Annotated in this window: 13 protein-coding genes; 1 reads left to right on the forward strand and 12 read right to left on the reverse strand. The window is 43.9% G+C overall.

Going from position 1 to position 19,626, the window contains the following annotated elements:
* Window positions 1-300: 300 nt before the first annotated feature.
* The 12 genes from ACQW03_RS24675 to ACQW03_RS24730 form a co-directional block, all read right to left on the reverse strand.
* Window positions 301-1,959, reverse strand: coding sequence for an extracellular solute-binding protein (locus tag ACQW03_RS24675; protein WP_233901869.1), 1,659 nt, complete (start codon window positions 1,957-1,959; stop codon window positions 301-303).
* Window positions 1,960-2,006: 47 nt separating this feature from the next.
* Window positions 2,007-3,413: a response regulator transcription factor gene (locus ACQW03_RS24680; RefSeq protein WP_441952234.1), complete on the reverse strand. Its 1,407-nt coding sequence runs from the start codon at window positions 3,411-3,413 to the stop codon at window positions 2,007-2,009.
* 2 nt (window positions 3,414-3,415) lie between these two features.
* On the reverse strand, window positions 3,416-5,122 hold the full coding sequence (locus tag ACQW03_RS24685; protein WP_441952236.1) for a histidine kinase: 1,707 nt from the start codon (window positions 5,120-5,122) through the stop codon (window positions 3,416-3,418).
* Between the two features lie 389 nt (window positions 5,123-5,511).
* Entirely contained in the window at window positions 5,512-5,649 is a 138-nt protein-coding gene (locus ACQW03_RS24690) for a hypothetical protein (RefSeq protein WP_158659106.1), read from the reverse strand.
* A gap of 21 nt (window positions 5,650-5,670) precedes the next feature.
* Window positions 5,671-6,003, reverse strand: a complete 333-nt coding sequence (locus ACQW03_RS24695; RefSeq protein WP_071640870.1) for a hypothetical protein — start codon at window positions 6,001-6,003, stop codon at window positions 5,671-5,673.
* Between the two features lie 256 nt (window positions 6,004-6,259).
* Window positions 6,260-6,967: a response regulator gene (locus ACQW03_RS24700; protein WP_071640868.1), complete on the reverse strand. Its 708-nt coding sequence runs from the start codon at window positions 6,965-6,967 to the stop codon at window positions 6,260-6,262.
* Window positions 6,960-9,656, reverse strand: coding sequence for a DUF4118 domain-containing protein (locus tag ACQW03_RS24705; RefSeq protein ID WP_441952239.1), 2,697 nt, complete (start codon window positions 9,654-9,656; stop codon window positions 6,960-6,962). Before ACQW03_RS24705 ends, ACQW03_RS24700 begins: the two co-directional genes overlap by 8 nt.
* A 323-nt stretch (window positions 9,657-9,979) precedes the next feature.
* The gene (locus tag ACQW03_RS24710) at window positions 9,980-10,987 is read right to left on the reverse strand and encodes an SDR family oxidoreductase (RefSeq protein WP_441952241.1); all 1,008 of its coding nucleotides are present in this window, start codon (window positions 10,985-10,987) and stop codon (window positions 9,980-9,982) included.
* A gap of 105 nt (window positions 10,988-11,092) precedes the next feature.
* Window positions 11,093-11,911: an oxidoreductase gene (locus tag ACQW03_RS24715; protein WP_441952243.1), complete on the reverse strand. Its 819-nt coding sequence runs from the start codon at window positions 11,909-11,911 to the stop codon at window positions 11,093-11,095.
* 329 nt (window positions 11,912-12,240) lie between these two features.
* A complete protein-coding gene (locus ACQW03_RS24720) occupies window positions 12,241-12,894 on the reverse strand; it encodes a TetR/AcrR family transcriptional regulator (protein WP_076293688.1) in 654 nt (217 codons plus the stop codon).
* Window positions 12,895-13,309: 415 nt separating this feature from the next.
* Entirely contained in the window at window positions 13,310-15,073 is a 1,764-nt protein-coding gene (locus tag ACQW03_RS24725) for a starch-binding protein (protein WP_441952245.1), read from the reverse strand.
* Window positions 15,074-15,103: 30 nt separating this feature from the next.
* Window positions 15,104-15,445: a hypothetical protein gene (locus ACQW03_RS24730; RefSeq protein WP_441952247.1), complete on the reverse strand. Its 342-nt coding sequence runs from the start codon at window positions 15,443-15,445 to the stop codon at window positions 15,104-15,106.
* A gap of 576 nt (window positions 15,446-16,021) precedes the next feature.
* Between ACQW03_RS24730 and ACQW03_RS24735 the strand changes: the two genes are divergently transcribed.
* On the forward strand, window positions 16,022-18,832 hold the full coding sequence (locus tag ACQW03_RS24735) for an alpha-amylase family glycosyl hydrolase (RefSeq protein ID WP_441952249.1): 2,811 nt from the start codon (window positions 16,022-16,024) through the stop codon (window positions 18,830-18,832).
* Window positions 18,833-19,626: the final 794 nt, after the last annotated feature.

The following is a 19,626-nucleotide window of genomic DNA, read 5'->3' on the forward strand; positions in this document are numbered from 1 at the left end:
GAATATTTCTCTATCATTGTTGTTTGCGCTTTCATTATAAAGCTCGGAGAAGACAAATCGAGATAGGGATTGAACGTCTATTTGGATAGAGAAATGTATGCGGTTTCATTCGGGATCAAAAAGCCAGAGTTGGCTTGTAAGCATTTATCCTACCTACCGACATACATTTGTCTATCCTTACTTACTAATCAAAGTGAAGAACAAAAAAACCGGCAGCTCCTGAAACAGGAATCGTCGGCTTGATTAATGGAATTATAAAAGTGTCTTATAGAATTTATCGTATCACATTCATGATGGTCTTCAGCGATGATTATGGAGTGCAGTCACCTCCACAGTCACTTGATCGCCCCCTTGTTCCTTCCATTCCTCGACGAATTGATCAAATGAATCGATCGGTTCAGCGCCTAAAATAATTTTTAAAAATGTATCATGTTCCAGTTTTGATAGTTCACCCCAAGCCTTCTCCATCGTTGGAGTTCGTATATAGGTAAGGCTTCGAACTTTATGGATGTTTGGATCGAAAAAATTTCTTCCGCCTACTAGAAGCGAATAACCCCGCATAAAGCTATCGCTGTGTTCATTCCAATAGGAAATACCATATTGATCATAAGGCTTCAATTTGGTTTGTTTTATTGTCGAAACCAAATTTTCCAGCAATTTGTATTCAGACTTGTCCTTGAAATCGGCGGGTGTTTTGGTTCCCATCAGAATATCCTGCGCGGCCTTTGATTCAAATCGTGCTTCATCTGCCGGAGCTAAGAAATTGCGGCCCAGCATAAAACGCGTACCGTACTTGAACTCATCACGAAGGTACAGATTGTTAATTTTAATGATCGCTTCGGGATGAGCATATCCTTTTCGTACCACCAAGAATGAACTTGACGGATTATCCACCTTTACATGGTATGCACCGTTTGCATCCAGTGGGAGTGCGTATGCTTGCCAGTTCGCCTCCGGCTCGTTCTGCCAAGCGCTCGGAAGGGGCCAGTACCCAGCATAGAAACCTTGAAAGAACATCCCCGCCTGACCGTTAATAACTGTTTCTTCCGCTTCTTTGCGGAGACCCAGTTCTGGATCGAGAAGGCCTTTGGCGTACATTTCACGCAGTTTGACCAAGGCGTCCTTCGTTTCCGGTAGAACCGAACCGTATACAGGTTTTCCATCTTTGCTCAGCCAATATCCCGGAAAAGATCCATATGCTGCGAAGATTGGCGTTAGATCAAAAGAAAAAGCACTGTTGTTGAAATCGTTATACAGTCCAGTGCTTGAAGCAAGGCCAATCGTATCCCGCTTACTGTTTCCATCTGGGTCATTCTCCACAAAGGCCTTGGCGATAGCTTCTAGATCATCTACCGTTTTCGGCGGCTTCAGTCCAAGACGGTCCAGCCAATCCTGTCGAATCCAGAGCATGCTGAAGTCTTCCGCTGTCACAGAAGGAATAGCCATTATCTTGCCAGCGAAGGTCACTTGTTCCATAGCCAATCCGTTTGTGCTATCAATAATTTTTTTTATTTCCGGTGATGCGCTGCTATTGTATGCCTCGGTTAGATCTTCAATTTCTCCAGCCTTGATCATCTCGTTCAGCTGCAGCTGATTTACAATCATGGCATCCGGCAGATCATTGCTGGCGATAGCCAGGTCGATTTTCTGACTCAGATTTTCCTTCGATACCTGCCATAATACCTGGACATCAATGTTAAGGTTTTGTTTAATCACCGTTTTCCATATATTCTTCTCAAGTGTTTCTCCTCCAGAGAGATCCGCGCCTGTTGGGTCTACCGCATATCCCAGTCGGATGGAAACGGGATGTTCATATTTCCCAAATGGATCGGTAGCGGCAGTGTCCGAGATTGTTTTCGTTGGTCCCATTGGCGATTCCCGGAAGTATGGTTTGCTGAAATATACGGTCACTGCAATTAAGCTGACGACAAGAACACATGCAGCCATCTTCTTAATCATCGCTTTCCCCTCTTTCGCCCGGTTTATTGGTCATCTGGGAGAGTACGCTATTTATCCCCTCTGCCGAGGTGTCGATATTCGCTTGGCAGCAGACCTGTCAATTCGCGAAAAATTCGGCTGAAATATTTTTCATCCGTATAACCCACTCGCTCCGCAATCCAGAAAATCGTGTTGTTTGTATTCAATAAATACTCTTTAGACTTCTCTATTCTTATAAATCGGGAGTACTCATTAAAGGTTTTCCCCATCAGATCCTTGAAGCATTGACTGAAATAGCTTCGGCTGATGTTCAGTTGCTGGGACAGACCTGAAGCTGTAAAAGCTTGGTCCAAATCATTGTGCATGATCATAATCGCTTTTTTCACGGCGTCTACAATTTCCTGTGAATACGAAGTCTGTTCATCTGACTTACGAATGCCCTCAGAGGTCTGCTTGATCCACTCTTCTACCTCGTACCAGGATTGAAAAGAATGGATCATTGAGATTCTACCCAGCGTAGTCTGGGCAAAAAGGTGATTCCATTCCATAACTATAGAGTATAGCAATCCCATCAGCTGGCCTTTATGCAGTCTTAGTGATTTGAGCTGTTCAATCAGTTGGTTGTAGTAACTATCGTTGTGGGTCCATGGTGATAGGAACCAACTTTGCTTAATACGATCCATGTCTTCATCCTTCGGTTCTATTGGAAAAGAGTTCTCCACATCCATCGAAACGGCAATGACAGGATCATAAGGGTTGTATGCATAGAATAAGGACGTTTCTGTATAATTCATAATCCAGTTTTGGATTTGCGACCATGTTCGGTCTTGTACATCGGATATAACCAGCAAGGCGCCTTGGGGAACTTGATCCAGGGATTCCTTCAGTTTATGGAACAGCTGATCCTCTACGTCCATGGGTGCCGTCCACATCCAACAGTTCCGTTCAACCTCCCATCGGATCTCGTCTACATTGGATGTCAGTTCAATCGGCCAGCTCTGTCCTGACTTGCGATCCAGTGAAACAAGTGCATACACATGGCGATAATGGACATTGGTCTCACTTAGCAGAGGCAGCTTTCGTCTTGTATTCGCCAGCTCGTCAATCCGAGCATGTATTCGATGCAGCACGTGTTCGAATTGCTCCTTCTCGAGCTGAACTTTGGCTATATAGTCGATGGCTCCAAGTCTGAGCGCTTCCTGGATATAATCGAAATCTTGATGCAGTGTTAATACGACAATATGTAGTTCTGGATAGAGCTGCCTTGCAGCTCGCATCAGTTCAATACCTGACATCACCGGCATCGCGAGATCCGTCAACATCAGATCGACCGGTTGGGCTTTCAGAAAATCCAGTGCTTTCAACCCGTTACTTGCTTCTCCTACAACCTCCATATTGAACTCGTTCCACGGCATCGCAGAGCTTATTCCTTTTCGTACTAATTTATCGTCATCCACTATCAATACCTTAATCATCCTCAGACATCTTCTCCTTTGATAGGAAGTATGAGCAGTATACTTGTCCCTGTACCCAATTCACTTTCGATCACCAGTTGTGCTTGATCTCCGTACTGTGCCCTCAACATGCGGTGGACATAATTGAGTCCAATGCCCATCCCTACTTTTTTATGTTCAGTTATACGATTGTTCAGAAGTCTTTGAATCGCTTCCTCGGTCATGCCTGCTCCATTATCCTGTATTAAAATATTCAGCGTTTTGGCAAGTGTAACTTCAATTTGAATAAAACCTTCGTCACTCAGTCCATGATAAAGTGAATTTTCAACCAACGGTTGCAAAATAAAACGAGGCACAGGTATTTGAAGCACTTGATCATCTGCTGAAATACGCACGTCAAATTCAAAGTCATATCGAATTTGCTGCAGGATTAGGTACTGTCTTAGCGCATCAATTTCCTCTTCCATCGTGGATACTTGCCCTAATTTACCCAAATTGTAATATAACAGCTTGTTTAAGGATTGCACCAACTTGTCAATCTCCACTTGTCCGTTCATGACGGCCAGCCAGTGCACAGTATCCAGCGTATTCATCAGAAAGTGAGGATTGATCTGATATAACAATTTTTCCACTTCCAAATCTGCACGAATCTTCTCTTTCTGCTGCACTTCCTTGAACAGGTCCCCGATTTGATGCTGCATATTTGAGAATTCCCCCAACAGAAAATCAAACTCGGGAATTTGAGTGCGGGTCTGGCTTCCTGCCTTTTGTGGATTCTGAGACATTCCGTTAATTTCCGAATGGAACAGACCTAGTGGTTTGTAAACCATCTTCCACAGAAGCCAAGCCAGAAATACGGTAAAGCCGAGAAAAAATAAAGCGACCAGTAATATTTGAAGCAACCACTGGTTTTTCTCCTGTTGATACTTAGCCTGCGAAATTACCGATATGACGCTCCAGTTCTGACTGGAGTCCTCCTTAAACCAATGGTAATCACGGGATATTCCATCTTTTGCAGTACCTTTCGATATGCTGGAGAAATTCTCTCCGACCTTCATCGCTTCTGGAATTTCACTGTAAACAATGTTGCCCTCACCATTCAGGATTAAATGCGATAAAGCTCCTTTGTATTGATTGTAACCCAGTATATCCTGTGTAAGACGAAAGCCGGATTCGACGTAAATATATACATCGTCCCTTTGAGGCAGCTGTACCTTTCGCATAGCAGATAAAACAAGCTGATCATCAAATCGGTTCATACTCATATGGGGACCATAGTACGCAATGCCATATGATTTGGAAAGCACAGGCAAAGACTCGGGAGAAAAACGATCTTTGATGGGAAAGTTAGCGAACTGTGTAGTGCCTTCTTTCTGGAAATAGTATAAGGTCAGACCTATATTCGGATTAGTAAACGTTACAACATTTAACTCATTCTTTAATTCATCTCTAGCCTCAATCAATTCAAATATATTGGAAGAAGGCTTTAAGACTTCATCCAGTTTTTTCCCTAATGTACCACTATATGATAATTGCTGAGTAACATGATTCAGGTTGGTAATTGAATTTTCCAGTGATGAAGTTACCTGCTGTAGATTGCTCTTAATTCCATCATTGATTTTATTCGCAAAAATGGAATCAATAGTATAGTAAGAAATTGCAAATATACTGATAAAGGGAATAAACGCGCTGAGAAAAAACAATAAAAAGATTCTTTTTTTAAGTGTCATTCCGCCCCATTCTCCTTAGGTAAATGAAATAGCAAGCCCCAGGTAATGGTGGAGCTTGCTGTTTATGAACAACAGCTCTATCGATTATCGTATTCCTCATAGGCAGTGACCTATTTGAAAATTGGCGACATCTAATCCGATTCAGATTGAAAAAATCAGGATACTTCCATCTCGGTGAGGTCCAATTCTGTTCATAATTATAGATTGATATTCAGATATGTCAAACGCTTTCATGAAGTTCATAGAACTTGTTCTCCCTTCCTCTTTGCATATTCAACTTGCCGTTTTTAATTGCTTATGGTAGTTAAATTTTCTACATGTAAAAAAGGCTCACTCCGTCTTCAACAAGCGGAATAAGCCTTCTAAGCTTTCAATAGCATTTTCTACTCCTAATTCATACAAATGTTGTTGTTGATCAGGATTGGATGCCAAAGCAACAAATATTTCTCTCCTTCACTCAGCGCTTGTAGAAATTGTTCTCCGGCCAGATTGGGAGCAAACACCAATAACGCGGCCTGACGACTCATATTTTTCCTTCTTTCTGAGGTTTAGCTGTAAACCTCTTGTCCCAGCACCCGATTTACAGCCTTGATAAAGGCAAGATAACCACCATCGGAATCGTTACGATGAGGAAGAGCCCAAAGCATTGTCTCTTCAACCTGGTTATCGTCTAACTCATAGCTGTTTGTCAGGATTTCTCTGATCTCATCGACGGGTGTACCGAGAGCAAACTTTTGAGCTGCTTTATAGATATCATAGTTCTCATAGAGATCCTTCCGTGTCACCTTCTGCAAATCGATAAAATCATATATTTTTTTAACGGAATACAGCACCGCCAGCACAATTGAGATCAGACCCGCAATTGTTAAAATTTCATTCATTCCCCATACCTCTTTCCCTATCACTCAGTTGAGAGCTTAGCCGATGAAACAGACGAACAAGGTAGTGCCCATCTCACATGCCAAACCCTCCTTATCCTCTTTACTTCCGAGTTCAGCGTAACATTTTCACCATTAATTTAGGATTAGGGTTTTCATATAGGTATAAAGATCATCTTAAGATTTAGATGGCAGATGAAAAATAAAGAGACCATGCTTCATAAGAGCATGATCTCTAATTACATTATGGTATTGTTACCTAGCCATCATCTCCAACCTGAAGCATACGGTAACCAACTCCGATGTGTGTTTGAATAAACTTTGTTTGTGATGATGTTTTTTCTATTTTTTTTCTCAGCGTTGCCATAAACACACGCAGGGCAGGAATGTCATAGCTGTGGTTGCCCCAGATTTCATGCAGGATAAAATTATGGGTCAGTACTTTGCCTACATGCTTTGCCAACAGGCAAAGCAGTTTATATTCGCTGGGGGTCAGGTGAATTTCTTCTTCACCGATCCATACGCATCCTGCCGCATAATCAATTTTCAAATTTCCATTAATAAAGCTGGAAGCATCCTTCAGGAGCTTATCACTGTCATTTCGAATTCTTCGTAAACTGACTCGAAGTCTGGCCAGCAGTTCTTCTACACTGAAGGGCTTTGTTAGATAATCGTCCGCTCCGGCATCCAGCGCATCTATTTTATCCCGATCTTCGCTGCGTGCGCTGACCACAATAATAGGCATATTCGACCATGCACGAAGCTTTTTAATGATATCTACACCGTCCATATCCGGCAGCCCCAAATCCAGAATCATTAGATCCGGCTGCTTGGATACTGCTTCTAAAATCGATGCTTCGCCTGTTTTAGCTGTATGATATTTATAACCCTGTGTCTCCAGCGTTGTCGTAATCAGCTTGCGGATGGGTTTATCGTCCTCGACAACAAGAATAAAAGGTTTATTCATGAACATTCACTTCCTCAGCTTGCAGGGTAAAATAAAAAACCGTCCCTTTAGGGACATTGTCCTTAACACCAATAGTACCGCCATGAGCATTCACAATTGATTTGCACAGAGAAAGTCCCAGTCCTAATCCACGACGTCCGTCCCCATGAATGTTGTCTGCCGTATAAAACATCTCAAACAGTCTGACCTTGATGTCTTCTGAAGAAATACCAGGGCCATCATCTGAGATTTCTACAACGACTATATGTCTCTCGCGTCTTGCGGAAATCGTGATGTGAGAGCCATCTTGGGTATACCTGATTGCGTTATCAACTATATTGATCAATACCTGAACAATAAGTCGGGAGTCCATTCGAGCCATCATTAATTCATCATCCAATTCCGTCTGAATGACATGCTTCACACTGTTGCGATTCACATGAAGCAGAGCCTCCGAAATGACTTCCTCCATTAATTCTGCCTGAAAATTCAGATTTAGAGTACCACCTTCGATTCGACTAATGGACAGCAAATTTTCTACCAAATTGATTAACCACATGGAATCGTCATATATATCCATATATAGACCTTTTATCTGTTCCTCGTTTAGTACCTCTGAGTTTCCAAGAAGAATTCCCGCATTGCCTGAGATACTGGTAAGAGGGGTGCGCAAATCATGAGAAATGGACCGAAGCAGATCGGCACGGAGTTGCTCCTGCTGGATTTGCATGGAGATTTCTTTTTGTTTTTCGTTCAGCTTTTCTTTTTCTAGCGCTAGCGCGCACTCTTCCAACATGGCAATCATCAGGCTTTTTTCAAAGACTTCTAAAGGTTCTTCCTGATCCATAACAATAGCTACCACCGCAAGAACCTTATCTCCCCCACGCACCGCATGATATAGGCAATTAGCGCCAAAAAAAGTATCCGTGGTAGCTCCTGCACGCTTGTTGTTCTTATACACCCATTCTGCAATTGCACGTTCGTTGCCTCCTGTGTAGACCCCTGGATCAACTGCAGATTCTTTCTTTGGAAAAATCTGCGGCGCCGACAGTTCCCCTTGGTCAACTGAATAAAAAATGACCATTCTGTCCAACAACTTTACCATTTGCTGCGCCATTTCATTAATAATAGCCGAAGAGTCTTTTGCCTGTTGCAGTTTCCGGCTTGTTTCCAGAAGTACCTCGGTACGGTAAGCTTTTTGTGCGGATTGACGAGCCTGCTCTCTTACTCGCATAGTCAGTGTACTCGTCATGAAAGAAGCAGCCAGCATAACCAGAAAGGTGACCGGATAACCTGAATCGTAAGCCTGCAGAGAATAATAAGGCTCAGTAAAGAAATAATTAAACACAAGTACACTCATAACGGAAGAAATGGCGCTATACATTCTGCCCTGGGTCATAATTGCATTTAACAAAACCCCCAGAATATACACCGTGATAATGTTGGCTTCTCGAAATTCCAAATATTTAAACCACAAGCCAATGATAGTGCACACAGCCAAGATAGCAATGGTCTTGATAGTATCAGCCAACGACAGCTTTGGGTATTTTGCGTAAAAAGGCAATCTTTTATAGAAGGAAGACTGAGTATAGGGGATAATATAGATTTCAATATTAGGAAGTAAGGCCGTTAGTTTATCCATTACATTGGATTTTGCAAGTCCTCTCCTCTTATAAGGGGAGCGTCCTAGGACAATTTTCGATACACAGCTTGTTTTGACATATTCGGCAATCTGTCCTGGAATATCGTCTCCATACATCGTTGCGATTTGTGCACCCATTTGCTCAGCCAGCCTAAGGTTTTCCCTTAACTCCGCTTTATTTTTTGGTGTCAATTCTCTCGCTTCCGGTGTTTCTACAAATAACGCGGTGAAATGACCATGAAAAGCTGCCGCCATTCTTGCTGCTGTTCGAATTACTTTCTTATTGGAAGCAGCCGAAGACAGACAGACCAGAACATGTTCTTTTGTATCAAATTCATTTATTTTCGCCTGCTCACTGATTTGCTCCGCGATTCGGTTTAACTGACTTGCTGTATTTCGCAAAGCAATTTCACGTAGAGCCGTCAGCTTCTCCTTGGTAAATAAATGAGCCTGTTTATTCTCCTCCTCACTATAAATCTTCCCCCTATTCAAACGTTCTATCAAATCATCCGGTTCAATATCAACTAATTCCACTTGATCAGCACTGTCAAATACACTGTCCGGTATGTGTTCGTCAACGGAAATGCCAGTAATGGAGTAGACAATATCCGTTAGGCTTTCGATCTGTTGAACATTCATCGTCGTATATACATGAATTCCTGCTCGAAGAAGTTCCTCTACATCCTGATATCTTTTTTTATGGCGGCATCCTGCCGCGTTGGTATGGGCCAAATCGTCCAATAAAATAAGGTCAGGACTTCTTTGGAGCGCTTGGTCCAGATCAAATTCCTTAGTAGAGGATTCTTTATTTGAAATTTTGATGTAAGGAAGAAGTTCAAGTCCTTCCAACAACGCCGTAGTGTATGGCCGGGCATAATGTTCAATATATCCAACTACGATATCAATACCCGCTTTTTGCTCTTCATGGGCGTCGCTAAGCATCCTATAGGTCTTCCCAACACCTGGTGCATATCCAACAAAAATTTTCAGTCTTCCTCTTCTTTTCCTTACCGGCAAGTCAGTAATTCGATCAAGTATGGACCCGGCATCGTTCTGTTTTGCTGCCATCCTGTGCCCACTCTCTGTTATATTCTCTGTCAATCCTTAGTATATCATGAGCAAAATTATTACCGTATTACGAATTTGCCTATAGCATTAAGATTGTATTAAGATCCGCTCTTATGTAATATCATCCTTAAAGAAGACTCAAAATCCTGATTCTGTCCTATCTTTCTCAGTGGAAGGATAGCAGTACAAAATAATAAAAAAACTTTCTCAAGCTGGTTAAGTACGAATTTCAAATGGTTTTCTGTTTTTTTGAAAATACAGTCAATTTTTCCTGTTTGCAAAAAATTCAAGGTTGCACGTTGCTGCAATCCAGCTACAGCGTATTAAAGGTTGCGGGTTTCTTCCTTATTATTAAAGAGCATGTTATCCAGAATATGCTCTTTTACTGCGTTTCGATGAGTGACCCTGTAGCCCTCCAGATACGATTGCATGGTGCTCAGGACATCTTGTTTGAAATCGCGTTTGAGTCCTTCCATCCCTTGTTTTTCAATGATATCTACCACTTCGGGGGACAGGGTCGCATTTAATTTGCACCCGGTAATGATTGACGCCTCGGCCTGTAACACATCCATCACTTCAGTTTCGGTTAGCGCGTTATGCTCGCAAATGAGCGTGGTCATACGCCTCATCTGGACGTAAAGATTCATTTTCAACATAAGCATGGTCTCCGCGTCCACGTTTTTCTCCAGAACGATTGTACGCATGGCTTCTAATCGAATATACAGTGAGTTATGCTCGACAAGCTTCGAAAGTTCGGTTAACAAGAGATGTTTAAAATCATCGAAATCCCGGATGCGGCTTTCTACAATTATTTCAATGAGCCGGTTCAGCCTTTTCTCATATTCACGATCTCCTATCAAGAGAGAGGGCCGCAAGAAAACGAGGCGAGGCAGCCCGAGAGCCAGCAGATAACGTTCTGCTTCTCCTTTTACTCGTGTGTAGAACATAAGAGACCGTACAGAAGACCACATGGCAGTCACAACGATATAGCTGGCTGCTCCATGACGAAGCGCTGCTCTGCCCAGTGCTACCGGATAATCATTATCTACCCGGCGGAACGCTGCTTTGCTCCCGGCTTGTCCCATCGTTGTGCCTAATGTACAGAAGACATCTGCGTCTTTCACCAATGTGCCATCCAATTGTTCCTCCAGTTGATCAAAGGACACCTGTTTCTGCACCAGTTTGGGATGGGATATGCCCATATCCCGACGAACAAGAACGATGACGCGAGCATAGGCTGGATGCTCCAGCAGAAGTTTGACAAGTTGCCTTCCCATCATTCCTGTCGCGCCAGCCACGATGGCAGTGACTGCCTCTTTTTGGGTTTCCATCTGTGTTCCTCCTTCCTTATTACATGCGAGAATTTCCTACCCAGCAAGCAGTAAAAATCATATTTTGCGGTTTAATTCATACGTTTGAAGTATATTTACTATGGTTTAGCTGAACCGAGTGATGATCCGATCAAAGATGCGATCTCCGAACACGGTTTTGATGAATACCATCGGTTTGGCTGCAAATCCAATGAGATACCGCGTTTTAGGCCGTTTTACCGTTACCGCTTTGCCAATGCAGCGGGCAATGACTACAGGTTTGGTCAGGTTGCTGCCACTGTAGGTTTTTGTCATATTGTCTGCCGATTTGTTTGCCGTTTGCTCATACGCTCCATTAGCGGAAGCTCTACGGAGATTTTCGGCAGCGATTATGCCCCAATCGGTAGCGATTCCGCCCGGCTCCACCACGATTACATCAATACCAAACGGTGCCACTTCCATCCGCAGGCAATCCGAGAATCCTTCCACCGCGAATTTTGTTGCATGATACCATGCTCCGAATGTGGTCCACACTTTTCCGCCCATGGATGACACGTTTACGATTTTGCCGAAGCGATGGTTGCGCATACTTGGCAGCACTAGTTGGGTCGTTCGTGCTAGGCCAAATACGTTAACTTCCACTTGGCGACGAGCCTCTTCCATAGGCACATCCTCAATGGCTCCATAGGAACCATACCCGGCGTTATTAACCAGAACATCGATCCGTCCTTCTTTTCTCAGAATGTGATCTACACAATTGTTCATTGATTCCTCGTCAGTGACATCTAGAGCGATTGGGCATATCCCTTGCGTTGCCAGATCCTTCATCATTTCTGTACGGCGAGCTGCCCCATAAACGATAAATCCTTTGTTTTTCAATTCAATAGCTGTCTCTTTCCCAATTCCTGCTGAAGCTCCAGTGACAAGTGCTACTTTTTTATCCATATTGTTGTCCTCCTTTTAATTAATGACCCCGGGTCAATCATAAGTGACCCATGGTCATTTGTAAACAAGGAAATGGATTATTTATTTTAGGAAGTAACATCTACTCTGACGTTCAGGCTGGTGCCGTTAATTTTAGCGTAAACTTGGCCCTTCATTTCGAATTTGCTTGCTATCCCTTAAAAGTCCATACAACAAAAATAAGCCGCCAAAAGGCGACTCATGAAAAATGCGTGTGTCAAGAAATGCATCCTGGATCTGCATTTCGGACTATACAATTCGATGACCAACTCTTAAATATGATTGGCACTGAGCCACATAGTCCCTCTTTTTTATCTTTCGACCCGAAATCCTTCCAAATAACGCTCCATCGTTGTGATTACGTCGGTTTTGAAATCCCGTTTGAATCCGTCCAATCTTTTTTCCTCAATGCTGTTAGCTACTTCAGCAGGCATGCTAGATGATAGCTTGCACCCGATTATAATGGAAGCCTGCGCTTGGAAAACATCCATGACTTCGTTTTCTGTCAGTACACCATTCTCGCAGATTAGAGAGTTCATTTTCATCATCTGGAGGTAAAGATTTGTTTTTAGATTAAGCATCAATTCGGCATCCACATTTTTCTCCAGTATTACTGAGCGTATAGCCTCTAAGCGAATATATAAAGGTTTATGGTCAACCAGTTCGATCAGCTCGGTCATAATTAGGCGTTTGAAATCATTGAAGTTGTGAATAGGTTGTTCGATTATTAGTTCAGTTAGCCGAATTAGCCTTATCTCGTACTCTCTACACAGTAGATTGAAAAATAAAGCTTCTTTAGTTTTAAAATAAACGAAAAGAATACCCTTTGACATTTGCATTTCTTTAGCGATGTCCGACATTTTAATGTGATTATATTCGGATTCTTCGAACATGCGAGCGGCCTGATCTAGAATGGCTTGCGCCTTTAACGCCTTCGCTTCATCTGTCATTGCACGTTTTGCCATAAAACTGCCCCCCAATTTTATTAATGTATCACCTTATAGAAATGGAGTCAAAACGTTCTATAACATGTTACGATGATCAAATGAATTACGTCAATTTGGGACAAGTACCTTAAAACAAAAAAAGCCGCTAAAATAGCGACTTTCAATAGAACTATGTTCTTGTCCCTCGATAAATGCTGATCTGAACCGCGAAGCTCGATATTGCATTCCAAAACGACCGAGTCGTAACCTTGCATTAGCAAGTACAAGCCGCTCCCCTAGAACTCCCGGCCAGGCTGTATTTTCTTTCTTGGAAGTCAACATCTCGTCGCCTGTGCTTTGGCGAAAGTATAGCTATTGTTCGTTTTCCCTATAGCACTGCTTGCTGTCACTTCCAGCGTATAGCGGGTACCTAGCAGATCGCCCGTACCTATCGTTAGTTTGTGGTCGGAAGTAAAAGACCGCCGTTAAGTCTGTAAGTACCACTGTCGGCATCGGTGTAATTGAGCGTGATCTCCTGACTATCCCCTTGGAATGCTCCTTCCGGTTTATTGATCGTAACCGTCGGTTTTGTCCCGTGGGGATTTTGCGAAGTAATCTGTCCTTCCTTGATCCATCTCTCGCCACTTACGGCATATCCAGGCATTTGCGATCCGGGTATCTGATTTCCGTTTGAGTTGAATATGACCTTCGCCTGCGTCCAGTCGGGGGCCCTATACACATACCAGCCGTTGCCTTCATCCTGCATGGCCACGCCCGGCCAAGCTGAACCTTCTCTGAGTGGAGTCACGGAATCATCGTAGTAGTAGATGTTCGGCGCTCCCCAGCCGGAAGGCTTGTAGAAATGAACGGTCATACCCGAGCTCGGTTCCTCCTTCGTATACCTGAACATCTTCTCTGTTTGACCGGACAAATTCGCGGCGACAAGTTTCAGAACAAACGTCGATCCGATTGGAGTCCCAGCGCCAATGCTGACCCTATCTCCCGAGCTGAACGGAGTCGCCGGTCCCCCGTTCAAAGTGTAGGTTGCCGAGTTTGCATTGGAATAGTTTATTCTCACGTTAACAGAATCTGTATAGAAAGAGCCTTCTCCGGGATCGACGGATATTGTCGGAGTTTGCTGCGCCGCGCTATACAGTACGGCGATCCTGCCTCCGTCCAGATGGCCGGTAATTCTGCCGTTCGACACCGTAAACGATCCACCGCCGTTGGCCTTGTTCTGGTAAACGCCGTCCTCCAGTCTGGTAGGAGAGTTGATTTGAGCATTGCCTCCAAGGTTCACAATCGTCATGCCTTTGGTTCCGCGTTCAACCTGCATAATTTGATTCCCTTGCGTCCTAATGTATTCGTCTTGACCTACCATGGCATTGTGGAACTTGTTAACGGCAACAATATCCGGGTCCTTCCAGAGCGTATTCCCCGCGTCGCCGAGCCGATTCGCAAATTTCCCACCTCCTGTCGGTCTGTTGAAGAACAGAGAGGTCGTCTCCGCCCGAGAGGCGATAATTGCCCAGCCCATTTTGATCTGCCAATCGTTCAACCCCGTCGATTCGCTGTTGTCGTTTGCATAAGTGTCATGCGATTCCACCCAAGTAACTAATTTAGAAGGGCTTACATTATTAGCGTTAAAAGATTGGGCCGCATCAACATTGATGTCACCGTGATAACCAACAGCGCTTCTGACACTGTTCCCGTAGCTGGAGGCGCTCAAACTGAGGTAATTGGCATAGCCGGCAAAGTTGTCAGCTCCGCCTTGAAGTACTTCCCCGTAATTAAACAGTTTGTCTTTATTATTCAACGAGCCCAGTACCCGGGGCCAGAAATTGGAGCCCCCCGGATCGTTGGGCAGCTCAATATGCTTAGCGGCGTCGAATCTGAAGCCGTCGGCTCCCAAGGAAATGGCGTCATTCAGGAATCCGATAATGATATCTTGCAATTCTTGGTTAGACGTGTTGAGGTCGGGCAGACCAATTCCCCACTGTGTGACTTGCCAACGGTCATTCCAGTTTTCCACGCCTCTGGCCTCATGCCAGGAATAGCTGTTATTCTTGATCACCGGATCGACATTATGTGCCGGCTGATACTGCTGATTTCCACCGCCCGCATTCCCCGTATGATTGGCGACAACATCAACGATGATACTGATGCCGTATTTATCCGCTTCCTGGCAAAGCCGTCTGAAATCATCCCTGCTTCCCAATTGAGAGTTACCGATTTTAAAGTTGATGGGCTAGTACAAAATCCACCACTTGCTGCCTTCTGTCAACCCTTCCTTGCTGGCCTGGATTGGCGAAGTTTGCACCGCTTTAAATCCCGCCTGAGCCAATTCCGGAAGGTTCCTGGTGATGTTGTCAAAAGACCAGTTCCACGCATGAAAAATAAGACCATCCTTCGTCCTTTCCGGAAGTTCGTAGTTTGTGGCAGCTGTTAGCTTTGCGTCTGAACCGCCTAACTGCTGAACATCAGCATTCGCCTGTACTTCGGGATTAAAGCCAATCGTTTGCAATAACAATGCGACAAAGAGAACAATACTCCAGGTACGTCTCAAGATGGGGCTTGCCTTCCTCCTCATACTAAACTCTCCTTTTTGATTTTATTTTACAACCAACCTCTCTTGAGAGATTAGGAGTAAATAAAAGAGCGTAAAACAAAATGTATACGCTTTCAAAGAGGCAATCGCTTGCACACTATTGCACTCAGGGACATGATTTCATTTATCTAACAATTTGTCAATGATTATATTAAAGATAAATTTCTAACGGCCTTTTTCTCCCGTCATTATTAGTCACTGTGCCTTCAAGGCTTTTAGGACGTTGGCTTCAATTATGAATTGGCTTTCTTTGGTTTGAAATATGTCCCTAGCAATTGCATTGACTAGTAAAAGTATGGTTGATATAATCATAAAAGGAAAAAATCATTGGTGTAGAGCCTTGTGTGAATGGCTTTTCTTAAAGTTTCTTTTGTAAGCGCGTACAATGATTATTTTCCACATATACCTCGAAGGAGGCGATCAATGGATCCATTTTATCCAATTAAATGTCTTTCTTTTTTTTACTTTTAATGCAACCGGTTGCGTGATTTTCCCCACTAATTTTTATCAGGAGGTTGTTAACTTGTTAAGAAAAAAACTGGGAGTTTTATTTCTTGGTTGATTATTTTATCGCTTTGCTTCAACTTCTTCGGCTTACCCGGCGTAGCTTCGAGTAACAACGATTATACAGCCACCTACACGAATCCCACAGCAACTGCTCTTCCATCGACAACCGCTTCGATCACGTCTACCGTTACCGCAACGTATGCACCTACCCCAACAACTAAATCAACTCAAACTGGGTTAACGGTTCACTTTAAGAAACCTTCAAGCTGGAATTCAGCGATTCGAATCCATTACTGGAATCTGAGTCCGGCAACCGTTCCGATAAGCGGGGCGTGGCCGGGAATCCTGATGAAGTCAGATGGAAACGACTGGTACAGCTACACCATTGCCGATGCCACAGGCTCAAGCCTCATCTTCAATGACAGTAGCGGCAAACAGACAGCCAACTTGTCCCGTAGTGTGAAAGAGGGCTGGTATTACACAGATAACACATGGTATGATGCCAGCCCGGAAATGCCTAAAATTCCGGCGATTTCCGCCTCTCCTGTACCCAAAACATACGATTCGTCCCAAACGGTGACGCTTTCCAGTACCAACAGTGACGATAAGATTTACTATACGATAGACGGTTCGACACCTACGACATCCTCGACCTTGTATACCTCTCCAATCCAAGTTGCGTCCTCTTTGACCATTAAGGCCTTCGGTGTTAATTCAATCGGTCAAACTGGAAATGCATCCTCTTTCGCTTATGTGATTGACCTGAATGCAGATCTGCAAGCTCCGACAATCACAGCGAATTTGCCTGCAGGGCATTCCGAGTCCTCAGTGACTGTATCCTTCACCCTTAAGGATAACAAGGCGGCAACGACCAAGGCATACTACACCGAGGATGGTACGGAACCAACCATAAGCTCAAAAGTCTATATCCTCGGCAACGCTTTGGCCGGATTGACTGGACCGTCTATTCTTATCTCCAAGACCACGACATTAAAATTTCTCATTATAGACGGCGCTGGCAATCAAACCAAACAAAGCTTTGTTTATAATGTTGGAAATAAAGGTGATTTTCGGGAAGATACTATTTACTTCGTGATTACTTCCCGGTTCTATGACGGTGATCCGAGCAATAACGTGCACGCATGGGATGATGGAAAGGCGCGTAATCCAGATTCGGACCCGGCTTGGAGAGGGGACTTTAAGGGGCTGATTCAAAAGCTCGATTATATCAAAGCCCTCGGATTCAGCGCCATCTGGATTACACCTGTTGTGCAGAATGCCAACGGTTATGATTACCACGGTTACCATGCTTTAAATTTTGCCAAAGTAGACCCACGGTATGAATCGGCGGGAGCTTCTTATCAGGATTTGATCAATGCGGCCCATGCCAAGGGGCTGAAGGTTATTCAGGACATCGTCGTCAATCATACGGGTAACTTCGGTGAAGAGAATCTGTATCCCATGTTCAAGAAAGATCCAGCTAAACCCGATACCGCTAACAACTTGGTGAAGACTACGGATAAGTTGCCGCCAAACTATGATTCCATGACACCCGATCAGCAGTATCAGGCAAGGCTCGCCTTAATGAAGACAGAGGGGACGAACAATAACATTTACCATACAGAGAAAAGCCTCTCCTGGGAATCCTATACTGTTCAAACTGGTCAGATAGCGGGAGATTGCGTGGATTTGAACACGGAAAACCCTGCAGTTAACAAATATTTAATTGATACCTACAATCACTATATAGACATGGGTGTTGACGCTTTCCGTGTCGATACGGTGAAGCATGTGAGCCGGTATATTTTCAATAAATACTATATTCCTGCCTGGAAGACAAGAGGCGGCTCGGATTTCTATATTTTTGGAGAAGTAGCCACTCGTTACAGAGATGTCTGGAACAGTGGAATTCCAGCGATCTCGACGCCATTCTATACTTGGAAAAGCTCAAAATCGTATCCGGGCGATGGAAAGAATGACTACGCCTCCAATAAAGCGTCAGTTGAACAAGAGTGGGCGGACAACTCTACTACAGCAGGACAGCCAACCTCGAACAATGCTTTCTTAAACGGAAATACCTATCATACGCCTGACTATTCGATGAAATCGGGCATGGATGTGATTGATTTCCCAATGCATTGGGCATTCAAGACTGCACAGGAAGCATTCAGTATGAAAGGTGGCGATCAATACTATAATGATGCTACCTGGAATGTAACCTACGTCGACTCGCATGACTATGCGCCCGACCAGGCTCCGGAAAATCAAAGATTCGCGGGCACACAGGACACTTGGGCCGAGAATCTTGATCTGATGTTCACCTTCCGCGGAATACCCGCTATCTTCTACGGCTCCGAAATCGAGTTTCAAAAAGGGGCAACCATTGATACAGGTCCAAACGCACCGCTAAGCAAAACGGGACGGGCATATTTCGGCGATCACATGGAAGGCAATGTTACGGTACAAGATTACGGCAAATACACGAATGCTACTGGCACGCTTGCGGAATCGCTCAACCATCCTCTGGCGAAACATATCAGACAACTTAATTTAATCAGAAGAGCTGTTCCCGCCTTGCAAAAAGGCCAGTATTCCACAGAGAATGTGTCGGGCAATCTGGCGTTTAAGAGAAGATATACCGACAGTGCCAAAGGCATTGACAGCTTTGCATTGGTCACGATTTCAGGAAACGCCACGTTTACCGGAATTCCGAACGGAACCTATGTGGATGCGGTGACCGGTGATTCCAAAACCGTTACTGATGGCAAGATTACCTTGACATGCTCCGGCAAAGGAAATGCAAGGGTATATGTATTGAATGGCAGAGGTGGAATTGGAGAAACGGGAACCTATCTGAAGTAAACGGCAGTATGTCATAGTTAACTGAATCAACCTCAGTTCGGTATTGCACCGTGCTAAGGTTGATTCCAATTAAAAAGTAGATTCAAGAGAGAGCCGGATATTGCTCTGGACTAAATTTTTAACGGCTGGGAGTGTACCAAGATGCCCCAACGACAGATTCTAAGTGCGGACATTCCTCCGTATGTTTAATCCAACAACCATCAAGTATTAACGGGTTATCGCTTCTTGCAATAAAGCAACTGTATATTTTAGAAAAGAGCCGAAGAAAACTTCGGCTCTTTACGTAATGCAGTAAACTTGCTAATTGTAGTCGGTATTTTTACAGTCATTATTTTGCTTATCAAATTGTTTTGACTATAGGTTAAGCGTGAGCACGGTTACCCTGCTCTCTTGTCCATTCCGTTGCTGTTTATCACCCCTGCATTGCTCACCGATCCGGAACCCAGTTTCTTTCTACCAAATTGAGGCTGTTTTAAACCATCCCTAGTTTGAACTGGGAACGGAAAAAGGATGCTCCCGGCTCATTCCGGAAACGCCCTTCTTGTATTCGATCTTTATTATCTAGTTGTTGGCCGTACTCCCAACTAGGCAAAATTCCTTGTTTAATGCCGTCACCTCACGAAACGGAAAAAATCGTACGCTAAGCAATGCGTTGCATGAAAAAACCGGACCCTTAAAGGGAATCCGGTTCTCGTAATAGCAAGCGAAGTTCAACTAACGTCCCCGTTAGTTGAAAATTGTATCCCGTTTTTACTAATCAAGCGGAAACTTAATGGTTGCTTCCATTGATCTAA

Origin of the sequence: Paenibacillus sp. DRB1-1, from assembly GCF_052119485.1 — a bacterium.
Lineage (GTDB): Bacteria > Bacillota > Bacilli > Paenibacillales > Paenibacillaceae > Paenibacillus > Paenibacillus polymyxa_B.

Bases quoted from the DNA above. Each gene is read 5' to 3' on its own strand.
- ACQW03_RS24675 (WP_233901869.1), bottom strand. From the start codon at position 1,959: ATGATTAAGAAGATGGCTGCATGTGTTCTTGTCGTCAGCTTAATTGCA.
- ACQW03_RS24680 (WP_441952234.1), bottom strand. From the start codon at position 3,413: ATGATTAAGGTATTGATAGTGGATGACGATAAATTAGTACGAAAAGGA.
- ACQW03_RS24685 (WP_441952236.1), bottom strand. From the start codon at position 5,122: ATGACACTTAAAAAAAGAATCTTTTTATTGTTTTTTCTCAGCGCGTTT.
- ACQW03_RS24690 (WP_158659106.1), bottom strand. From the start codon at position 5,649: ATGAGTCGTCAGGCCGCGTTATTGGTGTTTGCTCCCAATCTGGCCGGA.
- ACQW03_RS24695 (WP_071640870.1), bottom strand. From the start codon at position 6,003: ATGAATGAAATTTTAACAATTGCGGGTCTGATCTCAATTGTGCTGGCG.
- ACQW03_RS24700 (WP_071640868.1), bottom strand. From the start codon at position 6,967: ATGAATAAACCTTTTATTCTTGTTGTCGAGGACGATAAACCCATCCGC.
- ACQW03_RS24705 (WP_441952239.1), bottom strand. From the start codon at position 9,656: ATGGCAGCAAAACAGAACGATGCCGGGTCCATACTTGATCGAATTACT.
- ACQW03_RS24710 (WP_441952241.1), bottom strand. From the start codon at position 10,987: ATGGAAACCCAAAAAGAGGCAGTCACTGCCATCGTGGCTGGCGCGACA.
- ACQW03_RS24715 (WP_441952243.1), bottom strand. From the start codon at position 11,911: ATGGATAAAAAAGTAGCACTTGTCACTGGAGCTTCAGCAGGAATTGGG.
- ACQW03_RS24720 (WP_076293688.1), bottom strand. From the start codon at position 12,894: ATGGCAAAACGTGCAATGACAGATGAAGCGAAGGCGTTAAAGGCGCAA.
- ACQW03_RS24730 (WP_441952247.1), bottom strand. From the start codon at position 15,445: ATGAGGAGGAAGGCAAGCCCCATCTTGAGACGTACCTGGAGTATTGTT.